We start from the raw sequence: 18,623 nt of genomic DNA on the forward strand, positions 1-18,623 counted from the left end.
GCCGGCATGGCCGGCGGCGCCTGGCGGCGACTTCGACCATGAACATCACTCTCAAGCAATTGCGCGTGTTTTGCGCGCTATACGAACTGCGCAGTTTCACGGCGGCCGCGCGCGCGGCCTTCGTGACCCAATCGGCCGTCAGCAAGCTCTGCGCCGAACTCGAGGCCGAGGTCGGCCAACCGTTGTTCGAGCGCTCCACACGCAGCGTCACTCCCTGCGACGGCGCGGCGGATTTCTACGCCTACGCCCAGGAAATCCTGGGCACCGTGCGCGCCGCCGAGCGCAGCATGTCCGGCCTGCGCACGCTGGAGCGCGGCACGGTGGGCGTGGCCACTTCGCCGCTGATGATGGTCGGCCTGCTGGGCGAGGTGGTGGCCGACTATCACCGCGCGCATCCCAGCGTGAAGCTGGACCTGTTCGAGCTCTCCACCGACGACACCATCGAGCATGTGCGCAACGGCCGCGCCGACTTCGGCATCGTCTCGGTCGAAACCCCTTCGGAAGAGCTGGCCACGCGAGTCATCTATCGCGACACCATGTACGCGGTGTGCGCGCCGCGCCATGCGCTGACGCGCAAGCGTTCGGTGTCGTGGGCCGACGTGGCCGCTCACGATCACATCATGCTGCGCAACGTGTACAGCGTGCGGCGCAGCCTGGACCGCGTGGCGGCCGACCTGAACCTGGAGTTCCGCTACCGCATCGAGGCCGGCATGCTGACCTCGGCGCTGAAGCTGGTCGGCGCGGGACTGGGGATAACGGTCGTGCCCGGCTATGCCTGCGACCTGGCGCGGCAGCTGGGCCTGCGCATCCTCGCCATCGACGGCGCGCGCAAGCACGGACATGAACTCTGGCTGATCCAGCGGCGCAACGCGCGGCTGTCGCTGGCGGCTTCGGCCTTCCTGCAGGCGACCGAGGAATATCTGCGGCAGCGCCAGGCTTCAGAGAATTAATCCTGGTTTGGAATAAGTCTATGAAAATTAGTCCCTTGTTGGGATAAGCGGGTCGCAAGCATCATACGGTCAGAGTTCAAGAGGCCGACCCGCGGCCCCTCACAGGAGACAAGCATGATCCGACCGTTCGGCGTCCGCCGCCGCCTGCTGGCCGCCGGCAGCCTCACCGTCCTGACCGCCCTTGCGGGCGCGCTGCCGTCCACCGCGCTGGCGCAGGGCGCGTATCCCGACAAGCCCATCACCATCGTCGTGCCGTTCTCGCCGGGCAGCGCCACCGACACCAGCGCGCGCATCATCGCGGAGAAGCTCGGTCCGCGCTTGAACGTGCCCGTCGTCATCGAGAACAAGCCCGGCGCGTCCGGCACCATCGGCGCCTCGTTCGTCGCGCGCGCCCAGCCCGACGGCTACACGCTGATCCTCACCAGCAGCTCGACGCACTCGGCCACGCCGGCGCTGTTCCGCAAGCTGCCGTTCGATCCCACCGGCGATTTCACCCACGTCGTGCGTATCGCGACCATCCCGATGATGCTGGTGGTGCGCGAGGACGCGCCCTACAAGTCGCTGCAGGAACTGGTCAAGGCCACGCAGGCCAAGCCCCTGAACTACGCGTATGGTTCGCCCACCAGCCAGATCGCTGGCGCCACCTTCAACACCGTGGCGGGCGCCGCGGCCAACGGCGTGCCGTACAAGAGCCAGCCGCCGGCGGTGACCGACCTGCTGGGCGGCCACGTCGACTATCTGTTCGCCGACCTCTCTGTCGTGACCTCGTTCATGCAGGCAGGCAAGCTGCGCGGACTGGCCTACACGGGCCATGAACGCGCCAAGGAATTCCCCAGCGTGCCGACGCTGGCCGAACTGGGCTACCAGAAGTTCGACCTGGTCGTGTGGGTCGGCGTGGCCGTGCCGGCCAAGACGCCCGACGCCATCGTGCAGAAGCTGAACCAGGAAGTCGCCGCCATCCTGCGCGAGCCGGACGTGCTGCAACGCTTCGAATCCCTGGGCATGCAGGTCTCGCCCAACACCGTGGCCGAGCACCAGGCCTTTGCACAGTCGCAGCGCCAGGTCTGGACCCAGCGCGCGGTCGACGCGAAGATCGAACCACAGTAAGCGGCGGGAAACGAGGAGGGCGCCCGGGTGGGCGCTTTTTTCATGGGGCGCGGTGACCGCTCCTTGGCCGCGTCCCGTGCTTGCCGCCACCAAAACGAATAAAGTGCCAGACAGTGTCCGCCCCATCACGGCGGGCAATCATCAAAACACGGAGACGACATGGATACCGTAGGCAAGGGCGCCAGCGTGCGCGAACAGGTCAGCGCAACGGAATGGGAGGTCCGCAAGGATCTGGCGGCGCTATATCGGTTGGTGGCGCTGTTCGGCTGGGACGATCTGATCTTCACCCATATCACGGCCAAGGTGCCCGGGACCGAACATTTCCTGATCAACCCCTACGGCATGATGTTCGACGAAATCACGGCATCGAGCCTGGTCAAGATCGACCTGGACGGACGCAAGGTGATGGAGTCGGAGTACGACATCAATCCCGCCGGTTTCACCATCCATAGCTGTATCCACGCTGCCCGCAAGGACGCGATGTGCGTGCTGCATACGCATTCCATCAACGGCGTGGCGGTGTCGGCGCAGAAGGCCGGGCTGTTGCCGTTGTCGCAGTTCGCGTTCATCGTGCTGCGGTCGCTCGGCTACCACGACTACGAAGGCCTGGCGCTCAATCCCGAGGAACAGCCGCGCCTGGTGCGGGACCTGGGCAGCAACACCTATCTCATCCTGCGCAACCATGGCCTGTTGACCGTGGGGCAAAGCATGGCCGAAGCCTTCCAGGCCATGCACCGGCTGGAGGCCGCCTGCATGGTGCAGGTGCGGGCCCAGGCCGGCGGCGAACTGACCTACATCCCGCCCGACATCCTGAAGAACGCCACGGTGGAATCGCAGGCCGACCGCGCGCACAAGGCCATGCTGGCCTGGCCGGGACTGCTGCGCCGCCTGGACCGCCGCAACCCGGGCTACGCGGAGTAGCAGCCGGGCGCGGGCCCCAAGGGCTGGGGCCCGCTGAAACGGATCAGTACTTGCCCATGTAATCGCGCTTGCCGATTTCCACGCCGTTGTGGCGCAGGATGTCGTAGGCCGTGGTCACGTGGAAGAAGAACTGCGGCAGCCCATAGTGCAGCAGATAGGCGCTGCCGCTCAGCTTCTTTTCCTTGGGCGTGCCCGGGCGCAGCACGATTTCGCGCGCTTCGCTTTGCGCGAATTGTTCGGGGCTGAACGAACCCAGGTGTTCCAGCGTCTTGGCGATCAAGGCTTGCAGGCCCGCGAAGCTGGTTTCGCTATCAGGCCACGAAGGCACTTCCGCGCCAGCCAGGCGCGAGGCGATGCCCTTGGCGAAATCCGCAGCGATCTGCACCTGGCGTGCCAGCGGGAACATGTCGGGGAACAGGCGGGCGCCCAGGTAGGCGTCCGCATCGATGTTCTTCTCCGTGGCGTGGGCTTCCGCTTTCTTCAGCACGTCGGACAGGGCCGACAGCATTTGCGTCAGGACGGGAACGGAGGCGCTGTGCATGAAATTGCTCATATCGTGTCTCGCTTGAGAGTGGGCGCCGGCGCGGGAGGCGCCGGGCAGGCTTGCGAAGACTACCAGTTGCCGGCGTCGTCATCCGTAACGCGTCTTGATGCTTGAGTTATCATGACATCATGATGTTATGATGACTTCATGAAAAACGACGCCGAATATGCTCCTCTTTATGCCCGGGTGGAAATGGCCTTGGCCGCGGAAATCTCGTCCGGCAGCCTGTCGCCTGGCGGCCGGCTGCCGACGGAAGACCAGCTGATCGAGCGCTTCGCGGTCAGCCGCAGCACGGTGCGCAAGGCGGTGGAAAACCTGGTCGCGCGCGGGCTGGCGGAGATCCGGCGCGGCAAAGGCACGTTCGTCACGGAACCCAAGCTGACGCAGACGCTGACGGCCCTGAGCGGATTTGTCGAGGACATGACCGCGCTCGGCCGCCGGGCGACGGCACGCCTGCTGGACAAGCGGCCGGTGCCGGCCACGGAAGACGTCGCGCGCCAACTGGGCGTGGCGCGCGGCGCGATGGTCTATCGCATCGAGCGCGTGAGGTTGGCGGACGGCGTGGCCATGTCGTTCGATGAAACCTATCTGCCGCTGGACGTGGGCGAAAAAGTCGCCAGCAACGACCTGGAGGCCGAGCCCATCTTCGACCTGCTGGAGCTGCGCTACGACCTGCCTCTGATCGAGGCCGAGTACCAGCTGGAAGCGGTCACGGCGGACGAACGCGTCGCGCAGGCGCTGGGCGTCGCGGCGGGAAGCCCGATTTTCCTCATCGAGCGCACGTCCTACACCGAGGCGCAGCGGCCGGTGGACTACGAAAAGCTGTACTACCGCGGCGACCTGATCCGCTTCAGCACCCGGCTGTCGCGCCAGCCGCGCAAGCCGACCTGAACCGGCGGCCATGGAGACCTCGACGATCTTCTGGCTGTTCGCCGCCGCCTTCGGCGCCAGCGCGCTGGGCGGGGTGCTGGGGATGGCCAGCGGCATCTTCATCGTGCCCATCCTGACGTTGCTGTTCGGCGTGGACATCCATGTGGCCATCGGGGCCAGCATCATCTCGGTAATCGCCTGTTCCTGCGGCAGCGCCGCGCCGTTCCTGAAAGGGCGGCTGACCAACGTCAGGCTGGCCATCGTCCTGGAAACGGCCACCACGCTGGGGGCGCTGACCGGCGTGTTCCTTATCGGCATCGTCTCGACCGGATTTCTCTACGGCCTGTTCGCGGTCATCCTGGCGCTGTCCGCGCAGCAGATGCTGGCGCGCCGGCGCGAGGCCGTCGCCAGCCCGCCAGGCGCCGCCAGCTGGGCCACCGCGCTGCGCCTGCACGCAAGCTTTCCTGACCGCGCGCTGGGCCGCGAGGTGCACTACCAGGTGGACCGGGTGCCGCTGGGCTTGTCGCTGATGTATGGCGCGGGCCTGATTTCGGCCTTGCTCGGCATAGGCTCGGGCGTGCTCAAGATCCCGGCCATGGACGCCGCGCTGAAGCTGCCCATCAAGGTCTCGTCGGCGACTTCCAACTTCATGATCGGCGTGACCGCCGCCGCCAGCGCGGGCGCCTATTTCGTGCGCGGCGACATCGACATCGGCATCGCCGGACCGGTCGCGCTGGGCTCGGTCGCGGGCGCCTTGCTCGGCGCCCGCCTGCTGATGGGCCTGCCGGCGGACAAGCTGCGGCTCTTCTTCGTGATCGTGCTGTCCTTGCTGGCGGTGCAGATGCTGCTGAGCGCGTTGGGCGTGCATATTCCGGGAGGCCCGGCATGACGCAGGCGCTGGACAAACAGGCGCGGCGCGACCGCGTCATCGCCGGCTTGCTGTGGTACGGAACCTGGCTCGCCTCGGCCCTCATCGCCGCCGGCATGGCTGTGGATTTCCTGTTGCCCGCGCATGGCGGCCTGCGGGATCTTGAACTCGTCAAGGCCGGGGTGGCCCTGTTCATCGTGCTGCCGGTGGCGCGGGTGGCGCTGATGCTGGCCATCTTCCTGCGCGAGCGCGACTACGCCTACACGGCGATTTCCGCGCTGGTCCTGCTTATCATCGCCGCAGGCGTCGTGTCCGGACTGCGGTGAGGCTGCCGGCTTTCCTATAATCGGAGCGCGGTGCGGTGGCGCATCGCCGCATACTTTCGCCAGGACTTTTCATGCTTGCCATTACCAGCCAGGATGTCTACGTGCACACCAGCCAGGGCCGCCTTTTCGCGCGGCGCTGGGACCCCGCCGGGGAGGCCGCCGCCGCAGCGCCCATCGTGCTGTTCCATGATTCGCTGGGTTGCGTGGAGTTGTGGCGGGATTTTCCCGAACAACTGGCGCAGGCCACCGGGCGCAGCGTCATCGCCTATGACCGCCTGGGCTTTGGCCGCTCCGATCCCAATACCGCCGTGTTCGAACCCGGCTTTGTGCAAGACGAAGCCCAGGACGGATTCCGCAGCCTGCGCGCAGCGCTGGGCGTCGGCCCCTATGTGGGGTTCGGTCACAGCGTGGGCGGCGGCATGGCCGTCTGCAGCGCTGGCGTGTACGCAGAAGATTGCCGGGCGCTGATCACCGAGTCCGCGCAGATGTTTGCCGAAGACCGCACGCTGGAAGGCATCCGGGCCGCCAAGCGGAACTTCGCCGAACCCGGCCAGCTGGACCGCCTGAAGAAGTACCACGGCGAGAAAGCCGAATGGGTGCTGGGCGCGTGGATCAACACCTGGCTGTCGCCCGAGTTTGCCGCCTGGAACCTGGACGAGCAATTGCGCCAGGTGCGTTGCCCCGTGCTTGCCCTGCATGGCGAAATCGACGAGTACGGTTCCCCCAAGCACCAGGAAAAGATCGCGGCGCTGGCCGGCGGCCGCCCCGTGCTGCTGGAGAACTGCGGGCATGTGCCGCACCGCGAGCAAAGCCGTATCGTGCTGGATGTGGTGAGCGAGTGGTTGAGGGCGGTGCCGTAACCCATCGGGTGCGCCCATACACAGTCCGCGCTTAGAATCAGACTAGCCCTTCCGCGCCGCCGCGCTCGCTTTCTTGAGGTCCCCGATCCGATGTCTGACCGTCAACCCGTATCCCAAGCCGTCCACAACACGACTACCCGCCACGCGATTTTCATTGTGGCCACGCTCAACGAGGGCGCCGCCGCCGCCGAAACCGTGCGCGGCTGGTGCGCCGATGTCGGCGGCCTCGTCCGCACCGTGGGCACGCGCGCGCCCGAGCAGAATCTTTCCTGTGTCGCCGCCTTCGGCTCCAAGGCCTGGGACACGCTTTTCGGCGCGCCGCGCCCCACCGCGCTGCATCCTTTCCGCGAGTTCGGTTCGGGCGAACGACTGGCCGTCGCGACGCCGGGTGACCTGCTGCTGCATATCCGCGCCGACTCGATGGATTTCTGTTTCGAACTGGCCACCTTGCTGCTGGGCGGCCTGGGCGATGCCGTGACGGTCGTGGATGAAGTCCATGGCTTTCGCTACTTCGACCGGCGCGCCATCATCGGCTTCGTGGACGGGACCGAGAATCCGGAAGGGCAGGAGGCGTTCGACTTCACCGTCATCGGCGACGAAGATGCCGAGTTCGCCGGCGGCAGCTACGTGCTGGTGCAGAAGTACCTGCACGACATGAAGGCCTGGAATGCGCTGACGGTCGAAGGCCAGGAAGGGGTCATCGGCCGCCACAAGTGGTCCAACGTGGAACTCGACGACGACATCAAGCCCTCGTCCTCGCACAGCGCCCTGACGACCATCGAGGAAAACGGCCAGGAACTGAAAATCCTGCGCGACAACATGCCGTTCGGCCGGCCGGGATCCGGGGAATTCGGCACCTACTTCATCGGCTACGCGCGTTCGCCGCGTCCCATCGAGCTGATGCTGGAGAACATGTTCGTGGGACGTCCGCCCGGCAATTACGACCGCCTGCTCGACTTCAGCCACGCGGTCACGGGCGGCCTGTTCTTCGTGCCGTCGTCAGAGTTGCTGGAAGCGCTTGCCGAGCGCAGCCCGGCGGCCTGTGCGGACGCGGGCGAGCCTGCGGGCGCTGCCCTGGCCAGCAAGGCGAACTGAAGCTCCAGAGCCTGGAGCAGGGGCGCTGCCTACCGCTCCTGCTCCAGCGTTGCCTTCATCCGCACCATGCTTTCCTGGCTGACCATGATGACGCCGCTGGCTGGCTGGTCGATGTCCAGGATGAAGGTCAGCACCAGGGAAATCAGCGTGGCGAACAGGCCGGTCGAGATCAGCCGCCTGCGCTTGTGCAGCCCGGTGCCGTAGGCGATGAAACCCATTGCGCCGCCGGTGACGATGAAGAGCAGATAGAAGACGGGCTCGGGCACGTGGTTTTCCAGCGCGACGCGGCGCTTTTCGTTGACCTGCGCCATTTCGTTGATAGCCTGGATGAACATGACCGTGGATATCGAGGGCGGATTCTCCAGGACGCTCGCAGCCGTGCTCCGGATCTGGCGCTCGATGCGCCGCGAGGCCGCGCCGGCTGCCGCCAGGCGCTCCTTGTCGTTGTCGGCGTCGCTGAACTCCAGCGCCGTCGTCGTGTACTCCAGCAAGAGCTTGGCGATGGGTTCGCGCGCGGCCGCAGGCAGCAGCTGCGAGCGCCAGTAGGCATTGCCGATGGCGTTGGCCTCTTCCAGCACCAGGTTCTTGCGCGTCTCGAAACGCGTCACCGACATCGCGAAGGTAAAGCCCAGCAGCAGCGCCAACAGGCCCAGCAAGGCGGTCTGGAGCGCGCCGATATGGGTCTTGGCGGCGTCGTCGGATGCGCGGCGGCGCTTGCGCCCCAACCGGAAGCCCAGCTCGATGATGGCCAGGCAAACGATGACGCAGATGAAAAACACGTAGGTTTCATCAATTTCGCGCAGCACGTTGATTTCCGGTGGTTATTTGCGGATAGAGCGTATGCCGAGTGCGGCGCGGCGGGCAAGGGGCGAATAACCCGCAGCCGCGGAACGTTGCCAGGTATTTGAAAAGCGTCTTGGAGTAAGGTGTCGCTTCCCTAGTAAGCGACACAGCACGGAGCAGAAATTGAAATACCGCAAACTCGGCCGTACCGACCTGGATGTCAGCCTGATCGGACTGGGCACCATGACCTGGGGCGAGCAGAACACCGAAGCCGAGGCGCACCAGCAGCTCGACTACGCCCTGGAGCGTGGCATCAATCTGGTTGACGTCGCCGAAATGTATCCCGTGCCGCCCAAGCCCGAAACGCAGGGCCTGACCGAAACCTATATCGGCACCTGGCTGGCGCGCAGCAAGCGCCGCCAGGACATCGTGCTGGCCAGCAAGGTGGCGGGCCCCGTGCGCGACGCGAAGCGCCCCGGCCACATCCGCGACGGCAAGACCCACCTCGACCGCAAGAACCTCACCGCAGCGCTGGACGCCAGCCTGAAGCGCCTGCAGACGGACTACCTGGACCTGTATCAGCTGCATTGGCCCGACCGCACGACGGCCACCTTCGGCAAGCTGTCCTATCCCTGGGTCCAGGACGAATACACCGTGCCGATCGAGGAAACCCTGGAAGTGCTGCAGGACTTCGTGCGGGCCGGCAAGGTGCGCCACATCGGCGTGTCCAATGAAACGCCCTGGGGCGTGGGGCAGTTCCTGCGTCATGCCGAGAACAAGGGCTTGCCGCGTATTGCAACCATCCAGAACGCCTACAGCCTGCTGAACCGCGTCTACGAGATCGGTTTGTCCGAGTACTCGCACCACGAAGGCGTGGGCTTGCTGGCCTACTCGCCGCTGGCGATGGGCATGCTTTGCGGCAAGTATCTGGACGGCGCGCGCCCGGCCGGCGCCCGCCTGACGCTCTATACGCGCTTCACCCGCTACAGCAACGAGCAGGCCGAGATCGCCACCCGCGCCTACGTCGAGCTGGCGCGCGCGCACGGCATTTCGCCCACGCACCTGGCGCTGGCCTGGGTCAACCAGCGCCCCTTCGTCAGCAGCAACCTGATCGGCGCCACCACGCTGGAACAGCTGAAGGAGAACATCGACAGCGTGGACGTGACCCTCTCGACCGAGGCGCTGGAGGCAATCGACAAGATCCACGCGCGCCAGCCGAATCCCGCCCCGTGATGCGCTGACCGCCCCGTCCGCCATGGCGGCCAGAACCCATGACGCTTTCCGGGGCGTCATGGGTTTTTTCATGGAGGATGCCGATCCGGCCACGGATACACTTTTTTTCCTGGCGGCTGTCGATTTCGTCTGGCGCGGTTCGTCGTGTCGATGGAGCATGCAAGTTCCACCATCCACACAAGGAGACCGAGATGCGATTCATGGTTCAAGTCAGGGCCACCGCCGATAGCGAGGCAGGGGTAATGCCCACCCAGCAACTGCTGGCCGACATGGGGCGGTACAACGAGGAGCTGGTCAAGGCGGGCGTGATGCTGGCGGGCGACGGCCTGAAACCCAGCTCCAAGGGCGCGCGGGTGCATTTTTCCGGCAGCAGCCGGCAGGTGATAGACGGCCCCTTCGCGGAAACCAAGGAGCTGATCGCCGGCTACTGGCTCTGGGAGTGCGCCTCGCTGCAGGAGGCGATCGAATGGGTCAAGCGCTGCCCCAATCCGATGCCCGGCCCGTCCGATATCGAGATCCGTCCGCTGTACGAGGCCGATGACTTCGGCGAGGAGTTCACGGCGGAGCTGCGCGCCCAGGAGGAGCGGCTGCGCGATCAGTTGGAGAAAGCGTCCAAGCAGTGAACCGCAGGGCCAGAGCGGCATGGGGAAAGTTCGCAGTTGATAATATAATTGCGAATCAGTCTTATTTATAAGAAATTGCCATTTCTTCCCCTCCCGCTCTGGAGAATTCAACGTGGTCCGTCCCGCTTCCGCCAGGAAGTGCCGCGCGCGCAAGCACGCGCGGCATGCAGTTGCGCCCTATGCCCTAGCCCTGACCCTGGGCATCGTTCATCCTGCGGGCGTCCATGCCCAGGGCGCCACGGCGCCGCCGCCCAAGGACGCGGGGGATGCGCAAGGCGTGGCTCAGTTGCCGGCGGTGACCGTCAACGCGACCTCGGTGGACGACACGCTGGAACATCTGTCCGCGCCGGTGAACAGCGGGGCGTTGGGCAACCGCAGCCAGCTGGAGACGCCGTTTTCCACGACCGTGGTCACTGCCGCGGATATCGAGGAGCGGCAGGTCAACAAGCTGGGCGACGTGTTCGCCCTGGACGCATCCGTCACCGATAACAGCGCCTCCTATGGGGCCTGGGCAAGCTACTTGAGCGTACGCGGCCTGCCGCTGGATTGGCAGAATTCCTACCGCATCGACGGCAAGCCCTTCCTTAGCTACGTCACGACCTTGCCTTACGAGCACTTCGAGCAGATCGACCTGCTCAAGGGCGCATCCGGTTTCATGTACGGCTTCGGATCGCCGGGCGGCTTGATCAACTACGTCACCAAGAAGCCGACCGACGAGCCGGTGCGCAGCATCGAACTGGGTTATGTGTCCAAGGGACTTTTGCGCGAACACGTCGACCTGGGCGGACGCGTGGGCGGCGACGGCCGGTTCGGCTATCGCCTGAACGCCACGCACGAAGAAGGCAATACCTACAACGACGGCTCGTTGTACCGGGATTCGGTGTCGCTGGCGCTGGACGCCCGCCTGACCGACAAGCTGAGCTGGGACTTCCAGTCCATCTACCAGAACCGCAAGGCGATCGGCCAGGAGCCGACCATCTACGCCGGGCAGATGGCGGGCTCGGAGCTGCCGTCGCCGGTGCGCAACGACAACGGCAGGATGGTGGGCGAGGGGCCGTATGCGGACAATAAATTCCGCTTCTACTCGACCGGACTGAAGTACCAGCTGTCTTCCGATTGGTCGGTGCGCACCGACTACAGCTACAGCTCCACCCGTACCCGGCGCAATGAATCGGTGCTGTTCCTGCAGAACCAGGCGGGCGACTACCAGGACTACCGCTCGGACTACGGCGAGGCCTATGCCTATAACCAATGGCAAGGCATGCTCGAAGGCCGGTTCAGCACCGGCCCGCTGAAACACCTGGTGGTGGCGGGCGCGTCGTGGCAAAAGCAGAAGAACGACTACAGCGTCGACGGCGTGTACCAGCTGCAAGGCACGGGCAACCTGCGCACTCAGAACACCAACACCTATTACAGCCAGGGCGGCCTGGATCTGTACCGCGCCGCCGAGATCACGCAGAAGGCGCTGTTCGCGAGCGACACCATCGATCTGACCGGCGGCTGGTCCGTGCTGGGCGGCCTGCGCTACACCGACTACGAACAGGTCGGCTTCAATGCGGCGGGCGCGCGCAATTCGCGCTACGACAAGAACGGCGTGCTGACGCCGACGGTGGCGCTGATGTACAACATCACGCCGCAGACCATGGCCTATGCCAGCTACATCGAGTCGCTGGAGCCGGGTTCGTCGGTGGGCAATACCTACGCCAACTTTGGCGCGCTGCTGGACCCGCTCAAGAGCAAGCAGTATGAACTGGGCATCAAGACCAACCAGGACGGCTGGGCCGCCACGGCGGCGCTGTTCCGCATCGAGAAGAAGGCGGAATACACCAACGCCGCCAATGAGCTGGTGCAGGACGGCAAGTCGATCTACCAAGGCCTGGAGCTGGGCGCCTCCACGCGCATTGCGACGAATTGGAACGTGGGCGGCAGCCTGATGTTCCTGGACTCGGAATACAAGAAGGGCTCCAGCTTCACCGGCAACCGCGTCGCGGGCGCGCCCAAGTTCGTCGCCGCCGCCCAGGTTGCGTATTCGGTGCCGCAATTGCCTGGCCTTAAGCTCAGGGCCGACGTGAAGTACACCGGCAGCACCATGTTGGGCGCTTCGAACGCGGTCCAGGTACCCGACTACGCCATCGTTAACATCGGCGCCACCTACGACACGCGCATCTACGGCTACGAAACCACGTTCCGCGCGGGCATCAACAATCTGGCCGACAAGCGTTACTGGCTATACCAGTCGCCGGACTACGTGAAGGCGGGCGACCCGCGCACCTATGCCTTGAGCGCCAGCCTCAAGTTCTAGGCGCCGTCACGTCCCACAGGCGGTCAGGCGCAAAGTCCTGCTGTTCGCCCTTCTTGGCGTAGCCCAGCGGATTGGCCACGATGCGGCAGCCATTCTTCACATAGTCCTGCGGACAGTGGAGATGGCCGTGCATCCAGACGTCGGCCAGGGGCAGCAGGGCGTCCAGCGCATTGCAGAACCCCGCTGTGCCGGGGGTGACGCCGTAACGCGGATCCGCGCTCGCCAAGGTGGGGGCGAAGTGGGTAATGGCCACGGTGGGGCCGTCGTGCGGCGTGCGCAGCGCGTCTTGCAGCCATTGCTGGCAGAGCAGCCCCTGTTCGCGCATCTGCTCGGCCATGAAGGGCGCGCCGTTGCGGCGCATCTCGGCCTTTTCCAGATAGAAGTCCGCCGCGCGGAAAGCTTTTTCGCGCTTCTTCAATGCCCCGCCGACGGTGTCGCCGGGCGCGGCCAGCGCGTCGAAGTCCGTCCACAGCGTGGTGCCGACAAAGCGCACGCCATCGATGACCAGCGTCTCGCGCTCCAGCCAGTGGATGCCGAGTTCGCCGCAAAGCTCGCGCAGCCGCGCGTGGGTCTCATCGAAATCGACGTTGTCGTATTCGTGATTGCCGGGGACATAGACCACGGGCGTGGGCCAGCCCTTGTTCGGCGCATAGCTGCCCAGGCCGAAGTCGTCGCCGGTCATGAGCGAGCCGCGGCGGTACGAGCCGACGTCTCCGGCCAGCACCAGCAGATCGGCGCCGGGCGCGGGCCGGGCCAGGAAATCAGGATCGGTTTCAAGGTGCAGGTCGGAGAGCAATTGGATCTTCATAGCCGCCATCTTAGGCCACCGGCGGCCCAGCCGCCGCTGCGAGGGGTCTTTGTTCCATGCGACACTTTCCGGGTTCACCAGCCATACAGGAGGAATTCCATGCGTATCGCCATCATGACGGCCGCTGCCGCGCTTGCGTTGGCCGCAAGCGCGCAGGCGCAGCCGCTGGATTGCGGCAACGCGGCTACGCAGACGGACATGAGCCTGTGCGCCGACCAGGCGTACCGCAAGTCCGACGCCGCCCTGAACGCTGCCTACAAGGAAGTGACCGCGCGCCTGAAGAACGACAGGGCCGCGACGACCCAGCTGCACGCCGCCCAGAAGGCCTGGCTGTTCTTTCGCGATGCGGAGTGCGCCTTCGCGTCCAGCAGCACGTCCGGCGGCAGCGCCTATCCCATGACGCTGAGCCTGTGCCTGGACAAGCTGACGCAGGCGCGCACCAAGGAGTTGCAGGCCTACCTGAAGTGCGAGGAAGGCGACCTGAGCTGCCCGGTGCCGGGCAAGCAGTAAGCCGCCGCATGAAGACCGATGAGATGAGCAAGAGCGATCCGGGCCTGATCACCGACGAGCAGGGCGTGGCGCGCTGCTTCTGGCAGCCGTCCATGCCCGACTATCACGACCACGAATGGGGCAGGCCGGTGGCGGATGACCGCCGCCTGTACGAGAAGATCTGCCTGGAGGGCTTTCAGGCCGGCATGGCGTGGATCACGATCCTGCGCAAGCGCGAGGCGTTCCGCGCGGCCTTCGACGACTTCGACTTCGAGCGGGTGGCGCGCTACACGGAGCGCGACGTCGAGCGCCTGATGGGCGACGCGGGCATCGTGCGCAACCGTAGCAAGATCGTGTCCGCCATCAACAATGCCAAGCGCGCACGCGCCCTGGCCGACGAAACGGGTTCATTGTCGGCCTGGCTCTGGAGCCATGAGCCGCCGGCCCAGGACCGCCCCGCGACCGTGGACCTGGATTACTGGAACGGCAATCCGACCTCGCCGGCGTCGGCGGCGCTGTCGCGCGACCTGAAGAAGCGCGGCTGGACCTTCGTGGGCCCGACGACCATGTACGCCTTCATGCAGGCCGTGGGCATGGTCAACGATCACATGAGCGGCTGCGTCTGCCGCCAGGCGGTCGAGGCGGCGCGGGCGGGGTTCAAACGGCCGAAATAGGCCGCGGCAGGGCTGGCGCAAAATAAGTTGAGTTGGTTGCGATTCGCAAGTATATTGGTTGCGAACCGCAACTTTAAGGGCGCGCCATGGACTTGATCGACACCCCTATCCAATCTCGCGATCAGACCATCCGGGATCTGCGGGAGTTCTCCCGCAAACTGGTGCGCGAGCTGGGCTTCATGCGCAGCTCGCTGGCCGGCAGCGAGCTGGCGCCGTCCGCCGTGCACGCCATCATCGAGATCGGCCTGCAGCCGGGCATCCAGGCGCGCGACCTGGCGGCCATCCTCAGGCTGGACAAGTCCAATACCAGCCGGCAGGTCGCCAAGCTGGAATCCGCCGGGCTGTTGACGCGCGAGGCCGACAGTGCAGACGCGCGCTCGTCGCGGCTGTACCTGAGCGCGGAGGGAGCCCGGCTGCGTACGCAGATCGACCAGTTCGCCACCGACCAGGTTTCGCGGGCATTGCGTCAACTGGCGCCCGAGGACCAGCAGTCGCTGATCCGCTTTCTTTCCCTGTATGCCGACGCCCTGTCGCACGAGAACCCCAACACCGCGTCCGCCGTCACGGGCGGCATCGCCGAGCAGATCCACGCCGGCTACCTGCCCGGCTGCATCGGCGATGTGGCCAGCCTGCATGCGCGCTATTACGCGCAGGCCTCGGGATTCGGCGTGTACTTCGAACGCAAGGTGGCGACCGAGCTGGCCGAGTTCGCCGAAGGCCTGCCCGCCGCCGGCAAGAACATCTGGCTGTACGCGGACAACGGCAGGACGCTGGCCTCCATCGTCATCGATGGCGATCTTGCCGCCCGCGAAGCGCACCTGCGCTGGTTCATCGTCGACGAGTCGCTGCGCGGCATGGGCGTGGGCCGCGCCCTGCTGGAGCGGGCCATGGCGTTTGTCGACGCTCACTACGACGAGACCTACCTGTGGACCTTCAAGGGGCTGGACGCGGCCAGGCATCTCTACGAGTCAGCCGGCTTCGCGCTGGCCGAGGAGTCCGAAGGCCGCCAGTGGGGCAGCGTGGTGGTCGAACAGCGCTTTGTCCGCCGCGGGCGGCGCGCCTCAGATCACGCTGATGCGCAACTCGGCCAGTAGGGCTGCCGCCTGAGTCTTGGATATGGTGGCGCCTGCCAGGCGCGCGGCCGAATTCAGGTCGAGGCCGCCCAGGTCGGCTTCGCGCAGGTCGGCGCCTTCGAAGCGGACATTCTTCAGGATGGCGTTGCGCAGGCTGCCGCCATGGAACACGGTGTCGCGGAAATCGCTGCCGGTCAGGTCGGCATCGGAGCAGTCCAGGTGCCGCACATCGGTCTTGCGAAACGACACGCCGCGCAGCAGCGCGCCGACCAGCAGGCATTCCTCCAGCGACCAGCCCAGGCAGGCGATGCCGTCGAAGTCGCTGCCGGTGAGCTTGCAGCCCTGGAAACGGGCAGCGGCCAGCCGGGCGCGGCGCCAGTTGGCATTGTTGAGATCGCAGTTTTCAAAGACGGCATCGCTGGCGTCGCACGAGGCGAAATCCACCTGGCCGCCGCGGCAGCGCAGCCAGACGGCGTCCGCCAGCGTGGCGCCCTGAAAGGAGGCGCCAGCGATCGCGCAGGCCGTCAATTGCACGCCGCGCAAATCCAGGCGCGAGAAATCCGCGTCCTGGAAGTCGCAGTCCTGGAATGAGAGCGGGCGGCCCGCCGAGCGTTCGATCATGGCCTGCATCAGCTTGCGGTCCACTTCCTGGCCCGCCACCGTCTCGATTGATTCTTGCGTCATGTCGCAAGTTCCTGCCTGAATTTCTGGAAAGGGGACAGCCTACTGGAAGATTTCGCTTTCGACGCAGAAGGCGATCAGCTCCTGGTCGGTGCGGACGTTGAGCTTGCGCATGGCCGAGATCTTCTGGCCGCTGACTGTCTTGACGCTGCGCTTCAAGGCGTCGGCCACCTGCATCATGGATTCGCCGCGGATGAAGTGGCGCAGCACTTCGAATTCCTTGGGCGACAGGCTGTTGATGCGTTCACCGATGAACTTGCTGCGCTCATCGGCGGCGCCGTCGCGCTGGAAGCCGGGCGGATAGTACTTGCGGCCGGCATGCAGCGTTTCCAGCGCGGTCATGATCTCGGTGAGGTTGTCGCGCTTGAGCACCACCGCGGCTACGCCGGCGTCGTAGAGCGCCGAGATGATCATGGAATTCGACACCATGGTCAGCACCACGATCTGGACTTCCGGGTAATGCCGCGTCAGGTATTTGACCAGGCGGATGCCGTCACCGTAGGTGTCGTCGCCGGGCATGGAATAGTCGGTGATCACCACGTGCGGCATATCGCGTTGCAGGTGCTGGACCAGCGCGGTCGGCCCGGACAGGGTGGCCGTGACCTCGAAATTGAGGTCCTTTTCCAGCAGGTCGCGCATCCCCATCAAGACCAGGGGATGGTCGTCGACCAGGACGATACGGAGTCTTTCCATGCGGGGGAGTGACTTCAAGCGAGCCCTTGCTGCAACTGGGGAGATGGCGGTCGGACTCATGGTTGGGGGGAGGCAAACCGATAGCGTAGTGGTTTTTGCGTAGCGGCGCGCCCCGCGCCCGAGAACCGGGGCGGGGAACGCGCGCAACAGGGAGATCGGCGGCCTCAGCCGGCCGCTTCTTCTTGCAGGCGGCCCAGGACGAAGCCGTCGACAGCGCTGGTGCGGCCGCGCCACAGCGTGGGTTGTCCGGCGATGGGGGTGCCGTCGGCAGTGAAGAACAGCGCGTCGGCGAGATGGATGTAGTTCGGCAGCGGGTCGGCGGGTTGGGGCACGCGGAAGACGTCGCCCAGTTCCGCCAGCGAGGCATGCACGGCCTTGCGGGTGGCGTCGTCCACCTTGTCCAGCGAGTCCGTGAAGCTGGCGGCGAAGCTGTCGAAGTACTCCGCGCCGGACACGATGGAACCCGACACCAGCATGCCGCCCATCTGCAGGGTCACGCCGATGCTCTCGATCTGGCTGCCGTTGTTCACCAGGTTGACGAGGAATTGCAGGAAGGCGTCGGCGTCGGGAACGTTGCTCATGGCGTGATTCTTGGAAATGTTTGGAAAGCAATCAAGATACTCGAATCGCGGGCGAAATACACAGAATGGGATAGGCCGAAAAACAACCAAATCCGACCGCTATCTCCCCGCTTTGGGAGCTGTCATTTTTTCCAGGCTGCGCCCCAACCGTTCGCTGGCCAGCCGCAGGCGGTCCTGCAGCGCCGCAGGCGCCAGCACCTCGAATTCGACATCCAGCGCCATCAGCCAGTAAACCAGCGCGTCCAGGCTGGGCACGGCGCATTGCAGCACGCAGCGCGCTTCGTCCAGCGCGTCGATCTGGCCGGCGCCCGGCGGGATGCGCGCAGCCATGACGGCGCGCGGCGCATGCAGGACCACGCGCGCCGGTTCCGGATGCGGTGCCATGTTGACCGAGCGCGAAACATAGGCGCGCAGGTCGCCGCCTTCGGGCGGCGGGCGCGGGGCGAAATGCGCGCCGACTTCCGGGGCGCCCGCGATGCGGTCGATACGGAAGGTGCGCCAGTCCTCGCGCGCGGGATCCCAGGCCACCAGATACCAACGGTATCCGGTATGCGCCAAGCCTTGCGGCTCCACCAGCCGGGTGCTGGCCCGGCCCTTGCCGTCCGCATAGTCGAAGCCGACTCGCAATTGGTCGCGGCAGGCGGCTGCCAGCGTGGCCAGCAGGGTGGCGTCGACGGCAGCGCCGTCGCGCGGGATCGGCACGATGGCCGAGCGCAGGGCGTCGACCCGGTGGCGCAGGCGCTGAGGCATGACCTGCTCCAGCTTCACCAGCGCCCGCAGCGCGGTTTCCTCGATGCCGCCCACCGTGCCCGTGGCGGCCGTGCGCAGGGTGAGCGCCACGGCCAGCGCTTCATCGTCGTCCAGCAGCAGGGGCGGCAGCGCCTTCCCCGCGCGAAAGGCATAGCCGCCGGCCACGCCGCTGCTGGCATGGACGGGGTAGCCCAGTTCGCGCAGCTTGTCGATGTCGCGCCGCAGGGTGCGGGGGTGAATCGCCAGCGTCGCGGCCAGCTCGGTTCCGGCCCAATGGCGGCGGGTCTGCAGCAGCGACAGCAGGCGCAGGAGGCGGTTGCTGGAAGTAAGCATGGCGGCACGATAACGCGTATCGAGGGCGGAATCTGTCCTCAATGGATTCTACATTGGCT

General features: G+C 65.8%; 21 protein-coding genes. 14 read left to right on the top strand and 7 right to left on the bottom strand.

From position 1 onward, the window contains the following. Positions 1–38: 38 nt before the first annotated feature. The 3 genes from NGK62_RS17525 to NGK62_RS17535 all read left to right on the top strand — a co-directional run bounded on the left by NGK62_RS17525 (position 39) and on the right by NGK62_RS17535 (position 2,978). Positions 39–950, top strand: a complete 912-nt coding sequence (locus NGK62_RS17525; protein WP_059378714.1) for a LysR family transcriptional regulator — start codon at positions 39–41, stop codon at positions 948–950. 114 nt (positions 951–1,064) lie between these two features. Then, positions 1,065–2,057, top strand: a complete 993-nt coding sequence (locus tag NGK62_RS17530) for a Bug family tripartite tricarboxylate transporter substrate binding protein (RefSeq protein WP_118932934.1) — start codon at positions 1,065–1,067, stop codon at positions 2,055–2,057. Positions 2,058–2,216: 159 nt separating this feature from the next. Continuing rightward, positions 2,217–2,978, top strand: coding sequence for a class II aldolase/adducin family protein (locus NGK62_RS17535; protein WP_059378717.1), 762 nt, complete (start codon positions 2,217–2,219; stop codon positions 2,976–2,978). Positions 2,979–3,021: 43 nt separating this feature from the next. On the opposite strand, the gene NGK62_RS17540 is transcribed toward NGK62_RS17535, so the two are convergent. After that, positions 3,022–3,531 (bottom strand): DUF1993 domain-containing protein, encoded by a 510-nt coding sequence (locus NGK62_RS17540; protein WP_059378719.1) that lies wholly within the window; start codon positions 3,529–3,531, stop codon positions 3,022–3,024. A 138-nt stretch (positions 3,532–3,669) separates the two neighbouring features. Between NGK62_RS17540 and NGK62_RS17545 the strand changes: the two genes are divergently transcribed. The 5 genes from NGK62_RS17545 to NGK62_RS17565 all read left to right on the top strand — a co-directional run bounded on the left by NGK62_RS17545 (position 3,670) and on the right by NGK62_RS17565 (position 7,541). Further along, positions 3,670–4,413 carry a GntR family transcriptional regulator gene (locus tag NGK62_RS17545; RefSeq protein WP_251879402.1) on the top strand — a complete coding sequence of 248 codons (744 nt, stop codon included), beginning with the start codon at positions 3,670–3,672 and terminating at the stop codon, positions 4,411–4,413. A gap of 10 nt (positions 4,414–4,423) precedes the next feature. Then, entirely contained in the window at positions 4,424–5,281 is an 858-nt protein-coding gene (locus tag NGK62_RS17550) for a sulfite exporter TauE/SafE family protein (protein WP_118932935.1), read from the top strand. Further along, the gene (locus NGK62_RS17555; RefSeq protein ID WP_059378725.1) at positions 5,278–5,586 is read left to right on the top strand and encodes a DUF1634 domain-containing protein; all 309 of its coding nucleotides are present in this window, start codon (positions 5,278–5,280) and stop codon (positions 5,584–5,586) included. Before NGK62_RS17550 ends, NGK62_RS17555 begins: the two co-directional genes overlap by 4 nt. Positions 5,587–5,657: 71 nt before the next feature. Next, a complete protein-coding gene (locus NGK62_RS17560) occupies positions 5,658–6,446 on the top strand; it encodes an alpha/beta fold hydrolase (protein ID WP_059378728.1) in 789 nt (262 codons plus the stop codon). 90 nt (positions 6,447–6,536) lie between these two features. Next, complete coding sequence (locus tag NGK62_RS17565) at positions 6,537–7,541, top strand: Dyp-type peroxidase (protein ID WP_251879404.1); 1,005 nt, start codon at positions 6,537–6,539, stop codon at positions 7,539–7,541. A gap of 29 nt (positions 7,542–7,570) precedes the next feature. Here NGK62_RS17565 and NGK62_RS17570 read toward each other — a convergent pair whose 3' ends face one another. Further along, positions 7,571–8,347, bottom strand: a complete 777-nt coding sequence (locus NGK62_RS17570) for a bestrophin-like domain (protein WP_118932937.1) — start codon at positions 8,345–8,347, stop codon at positions 7,571–7,573. Positions 8,348–8,507: 160 nt separating this feature from the next. Here NGK62_RS17570 and NGK62_RS17575 point away from each other — a divergent pair, with 160 nt between their 5' ends. The 3 genes from NGK62_RS17575 to NGK62_RS17585 all read left to right on the top strand — a co-directional run bounded on the left by NGK62_RS17575 (position 8,508) and on the right by NGK62_RS17585 (position 12,482). After that, positions 8,508–9,557, top strand: a complete 1,050-nt coding sequence (locus NGK62_RS17575; RefSeq protein WP_251879406.1) for an NADP(H)-dependent aldo-keto reductase — start codon at positions 8,508–8,510, stop codon at positions 9,555–9,557. Positions 9,558–9,748: 191 nt separating this feature from the next. Continuing rightward, the gene (locus NGK62_RS17580; RefSeq protein ID WP_059378736.1) at positions 9,749–10,180 is read left to right on the top strand and encodes a YciI family protein; all 432 of its coding nucleotides are present in this window, start codon (positions 9,749–9,751) and stop codon (positions 10,178–10,180) included. A gap of 112 nt (positions 10,181–10,292) precedes the next feature. Next, complete coding sequence (locus NGK62_RS17585) at positions 10,293–12,482, top strand: TonB-dependent siderophore receptor (RefSeq protein WP_502802969.1); 2,190 nt, start codon at positions 10,293–10,295, stop codon at positions 12,480–12,482. Here NGK62_RS17585 and NGK62_RS17590 read toward each other — a convergent pair. Beyond that, entirely contained in the window at positions 12,472–13,290 is an 819-nt protein-coding gene (locus tag NGK62_RS17590) for a metallophosphoesterase (RefSeq protein WP_251879408.1), read from the bottom strand. The two genes, NGK62_RS17585 and NGK62_RS17590, sit on opposite strands and share 11 nt — an antisense overlap. A gap of 99 nt (positions 13,291–13,389) precedes the next feature. Between NGK62_RS17590 and NGK62_RS17595 the strand changes: the two genes are divergently transcribed. The 3 genes from NGK62_RS17595 to NGK62_RS17605 all read left to right on the top strand — a co-directional run bounded on the left by NGK62_RS17595 (position 13,390) and on the right by NGK62_RS17605 (position 15,547). Next, a complete protein-coding gene (locus NGK62_RS17595) occupies positions 13,390–13,800 on the top strand; it encodes a lysozyme inhibitor LprI family protein (RefSeq protein WP_059378742.1) in 411 nt (136 codons plus the stop codon). Positions 13,801–13,808: 8 nt separating this feature from the next. Next, positions 13,809–14,453 carry a DNA-3-methyladenine glycosylase I gene (locus tag NGK62_RS17600; RefSeq protein ID WP_251879410.1) on the top strand — a complete coding sequence of 215 codons (645 nt, stop codon included), beginning with the start codon at positions 13,809–13,811 and terminating at the stop codon, positions 14,451–14,453. A gap of 86 nt (positions 14,454–14,539) precedes the next feature. Then, complete coding sequence (locus NGK62_RS17605; protein ID WP_251879413.1) at positions 14,540–15,547, top strand: bifunctional helix-turn-helix transcriptional regulator/GNAT family N-acetyltransferase; 1,008 nt, start codon at positions 14,540–14,542, stop codon at positions 15,545–15,547. On the opposite strand, the gene NGK62_RS17610 is transcribed toward NGK62_RS17605, so the two are convergent. From NGK62_RS17610 to NGK62_RS17625, 4 genes are all read right to left on the bottom strand, one after another. Then, entirely contained in the window at positions 15,515–16,210 is a 696-nt protein-coding gene (locus NGK62_RS17610) for a pentapeptide repeat-containing protein (protein ID WP_251879415.1), read from the bottom strand. The two genes, NGK62_RS17605 and NGK62_RS17610, sit on opposite strands and share 33 nt — an antisense overlap. Before the next feature lie 39 nt (positions 16,211–16,249). Then, entirely contained in the window at positions 16,250–16,900 is a 651-nt protein-coding gene (locus tag NGK62_RS17615) for a response regulator (protein ID WP_059378753.1), read from the bottom strand. A gap of 164 nt (positions 16,901–17,064) precedes the next feature. Beyond that, on the bottom strand, positions 17,065–17,481 hold the full coding sequence (gene gvpU, locus NGK62_RS17620) for a gas vesicle accessory protein GvpU (RefSeq protein WP_187523982.1): 417 nt from the start codon (positions 17,479–17,481) through the stop codon (positions 17,065–17,067). Between the two features lie 99 nt (positions 17,482–17,580). Further along, positions 17,581–18,564 carry a helix-turn-helix transcriptional regulator gene (locus tag NGK62_RS17625; RefSeq protein ID WP_059378755.1) on the bottom strand — a complete coding sequence of 328 codons (984 nt, stop codon included), beginning with the start codon at positions 18,562–18,564 and terminating at the stop codon, positions 17,581–17,583. Between the last annotated feature and the right edge of the window lie 59 nt (positions 18,565–18,623).

The sequence above is a fragment of the Achromobacter sp. Marseille-Q4954 genome (assembly GCF_943737025.1).
Classification (GTDB): Bacteria; Pseudomonadota; Gammaproteobacteria; order Burkholderiales; family Burkholderiaceae_B; genus Achromobacter; species Achromobacter bronchisepticus_A.

Excerpts from the sequence above, each read along its gene's own strand:
- NGK62_RS17525 (WP_059378714.1), top strand. The coding sequence starts at position 39 with ATGAACATCACTCTCAAGCAATTGCGCGTGTTTTGCGCGCTATACGAA.
- NGK62_RS17530 (WP_118932934.1), top strand. The coding sequence starts at position 1,065 with ATGATCCGACCGTTCGGCGTCCGCCGCCGCCTGCTGGCCGCCGGCAGC.
- NGK62_RS17535 (WP_059378717.1), top strand. The coding sequence starts at position 2,217 with ATGGATACCGTAGGCAAGGGCGCCAGCGTGCGCGAACAGGTCAGCGCA.
- NGK62_RS17540 (WP_059378719.1), bottom strand. The coding sequence starts at position 3,531 with ATGAGCAATTTCATGCACAGCGCCTCCGTTCCCGTCCTGACGCAAATG.
- NGK62_RS17545 (WP_251879402.1), top strand. The coding sequence starts at position 3,670 with ATGAAAAACGACGCCGAATATGCTCCTCTTTATGCCCGGGTGGAAATG.
- NGK62_RS17550 (WP_118932935.1), top strand. The coding sequence starts at position 4,424 with ATGGAGACCTCGACGATCTTCTGGCTGTTCGCCGCCGCCTTCGGCGCC.
- NGK62_RS17555 (WP_059378725.1), top strand. The coding sequence starts at position 5,278 with ATGACGCAGGCGCTGGACAAACAGGCGCGGCGCGACCGCGTCATCGCC.
- NGK62_RS17560 (WP_059378728.1), top strand. The coding sequence starts at position 5,658 with ATGCTTGCCATTACCAGCCAGGATGTCTACGTGCACACCAGCCAGGGC.
- NGK62_RS17565 (WP_251879404.1), top strand. The coding sequence starts at position 6,537 with ATGTCTGACCGTCAACCCGTATCCCAAGCCGTCCACAACACGACTACC.
- NGK62_RS17580 (WP_059378736.1), top strand. The coding sequence starts at position 9,749 with ATGCGATTCATGGTTCAAGTCAGGGCCACCGCCGATAGCGAGGCAGGG.
- NGK62_RS17590 (WP_251879408.1), bottom strand. The coding sequence starts at position 13,290 with ATGAAGATCCAATTGCTCTCCGACCTGCACCTTGAAACCGATCCTGAT.
- NGK62_RS17595 (WP_059378742.1), top strand. The coding sequence starts at position 13,390 with ATGCGTATCGCCATCATGACGGCCGCTGCCGCGCTTGCGTTGGCCGCA.
- NGK62_RS17600 (WP_251879410.1), top strand. The coding sequence starts at position 13,809 with ATGAAGACCGATGAGATGAGCAAGAGCGATCCGGGCCTGATCACCGAC.
- NGK62_RS17605 (WP_251879413.1), top strand. The coding sequence starts at position 14,540 with ATGGACTTGATCGACACCCCTATCCAATCTCGCGATCAGACCATCCGG.
- NGK62_RS17610 (WP_251879415.1), bottom strand. The coding sequence starts at position 16,210 with ATGACGCAAGAATCAATCGAGACGGTGGCGGGCCAGGAAGTGGACCGC.
- NGK62_RS17615 (WP_059378753.1), bottom strand. The coding sequence starts at position 16,900 with ATGGAAAGACTCCGTATCGTCCTGGTCGACGACCATCCCCTGGTCTTG.
- gvpU (WP_187523982.1), bottom strand. The coding sequence starts at position 17,481 with ATGAGCAACGTTCCCGACGCCGACGCCTTCCTGCAATTCCTCGTCAAC.
- NGK62_RS17625 (WP_059378755.1), bottom strand. The coding sequence starts at position 18,564 with ATGCTTACTTCCAGCAACCGCCTCCTGCGCCTGCTGTCGCTGCTGCAG.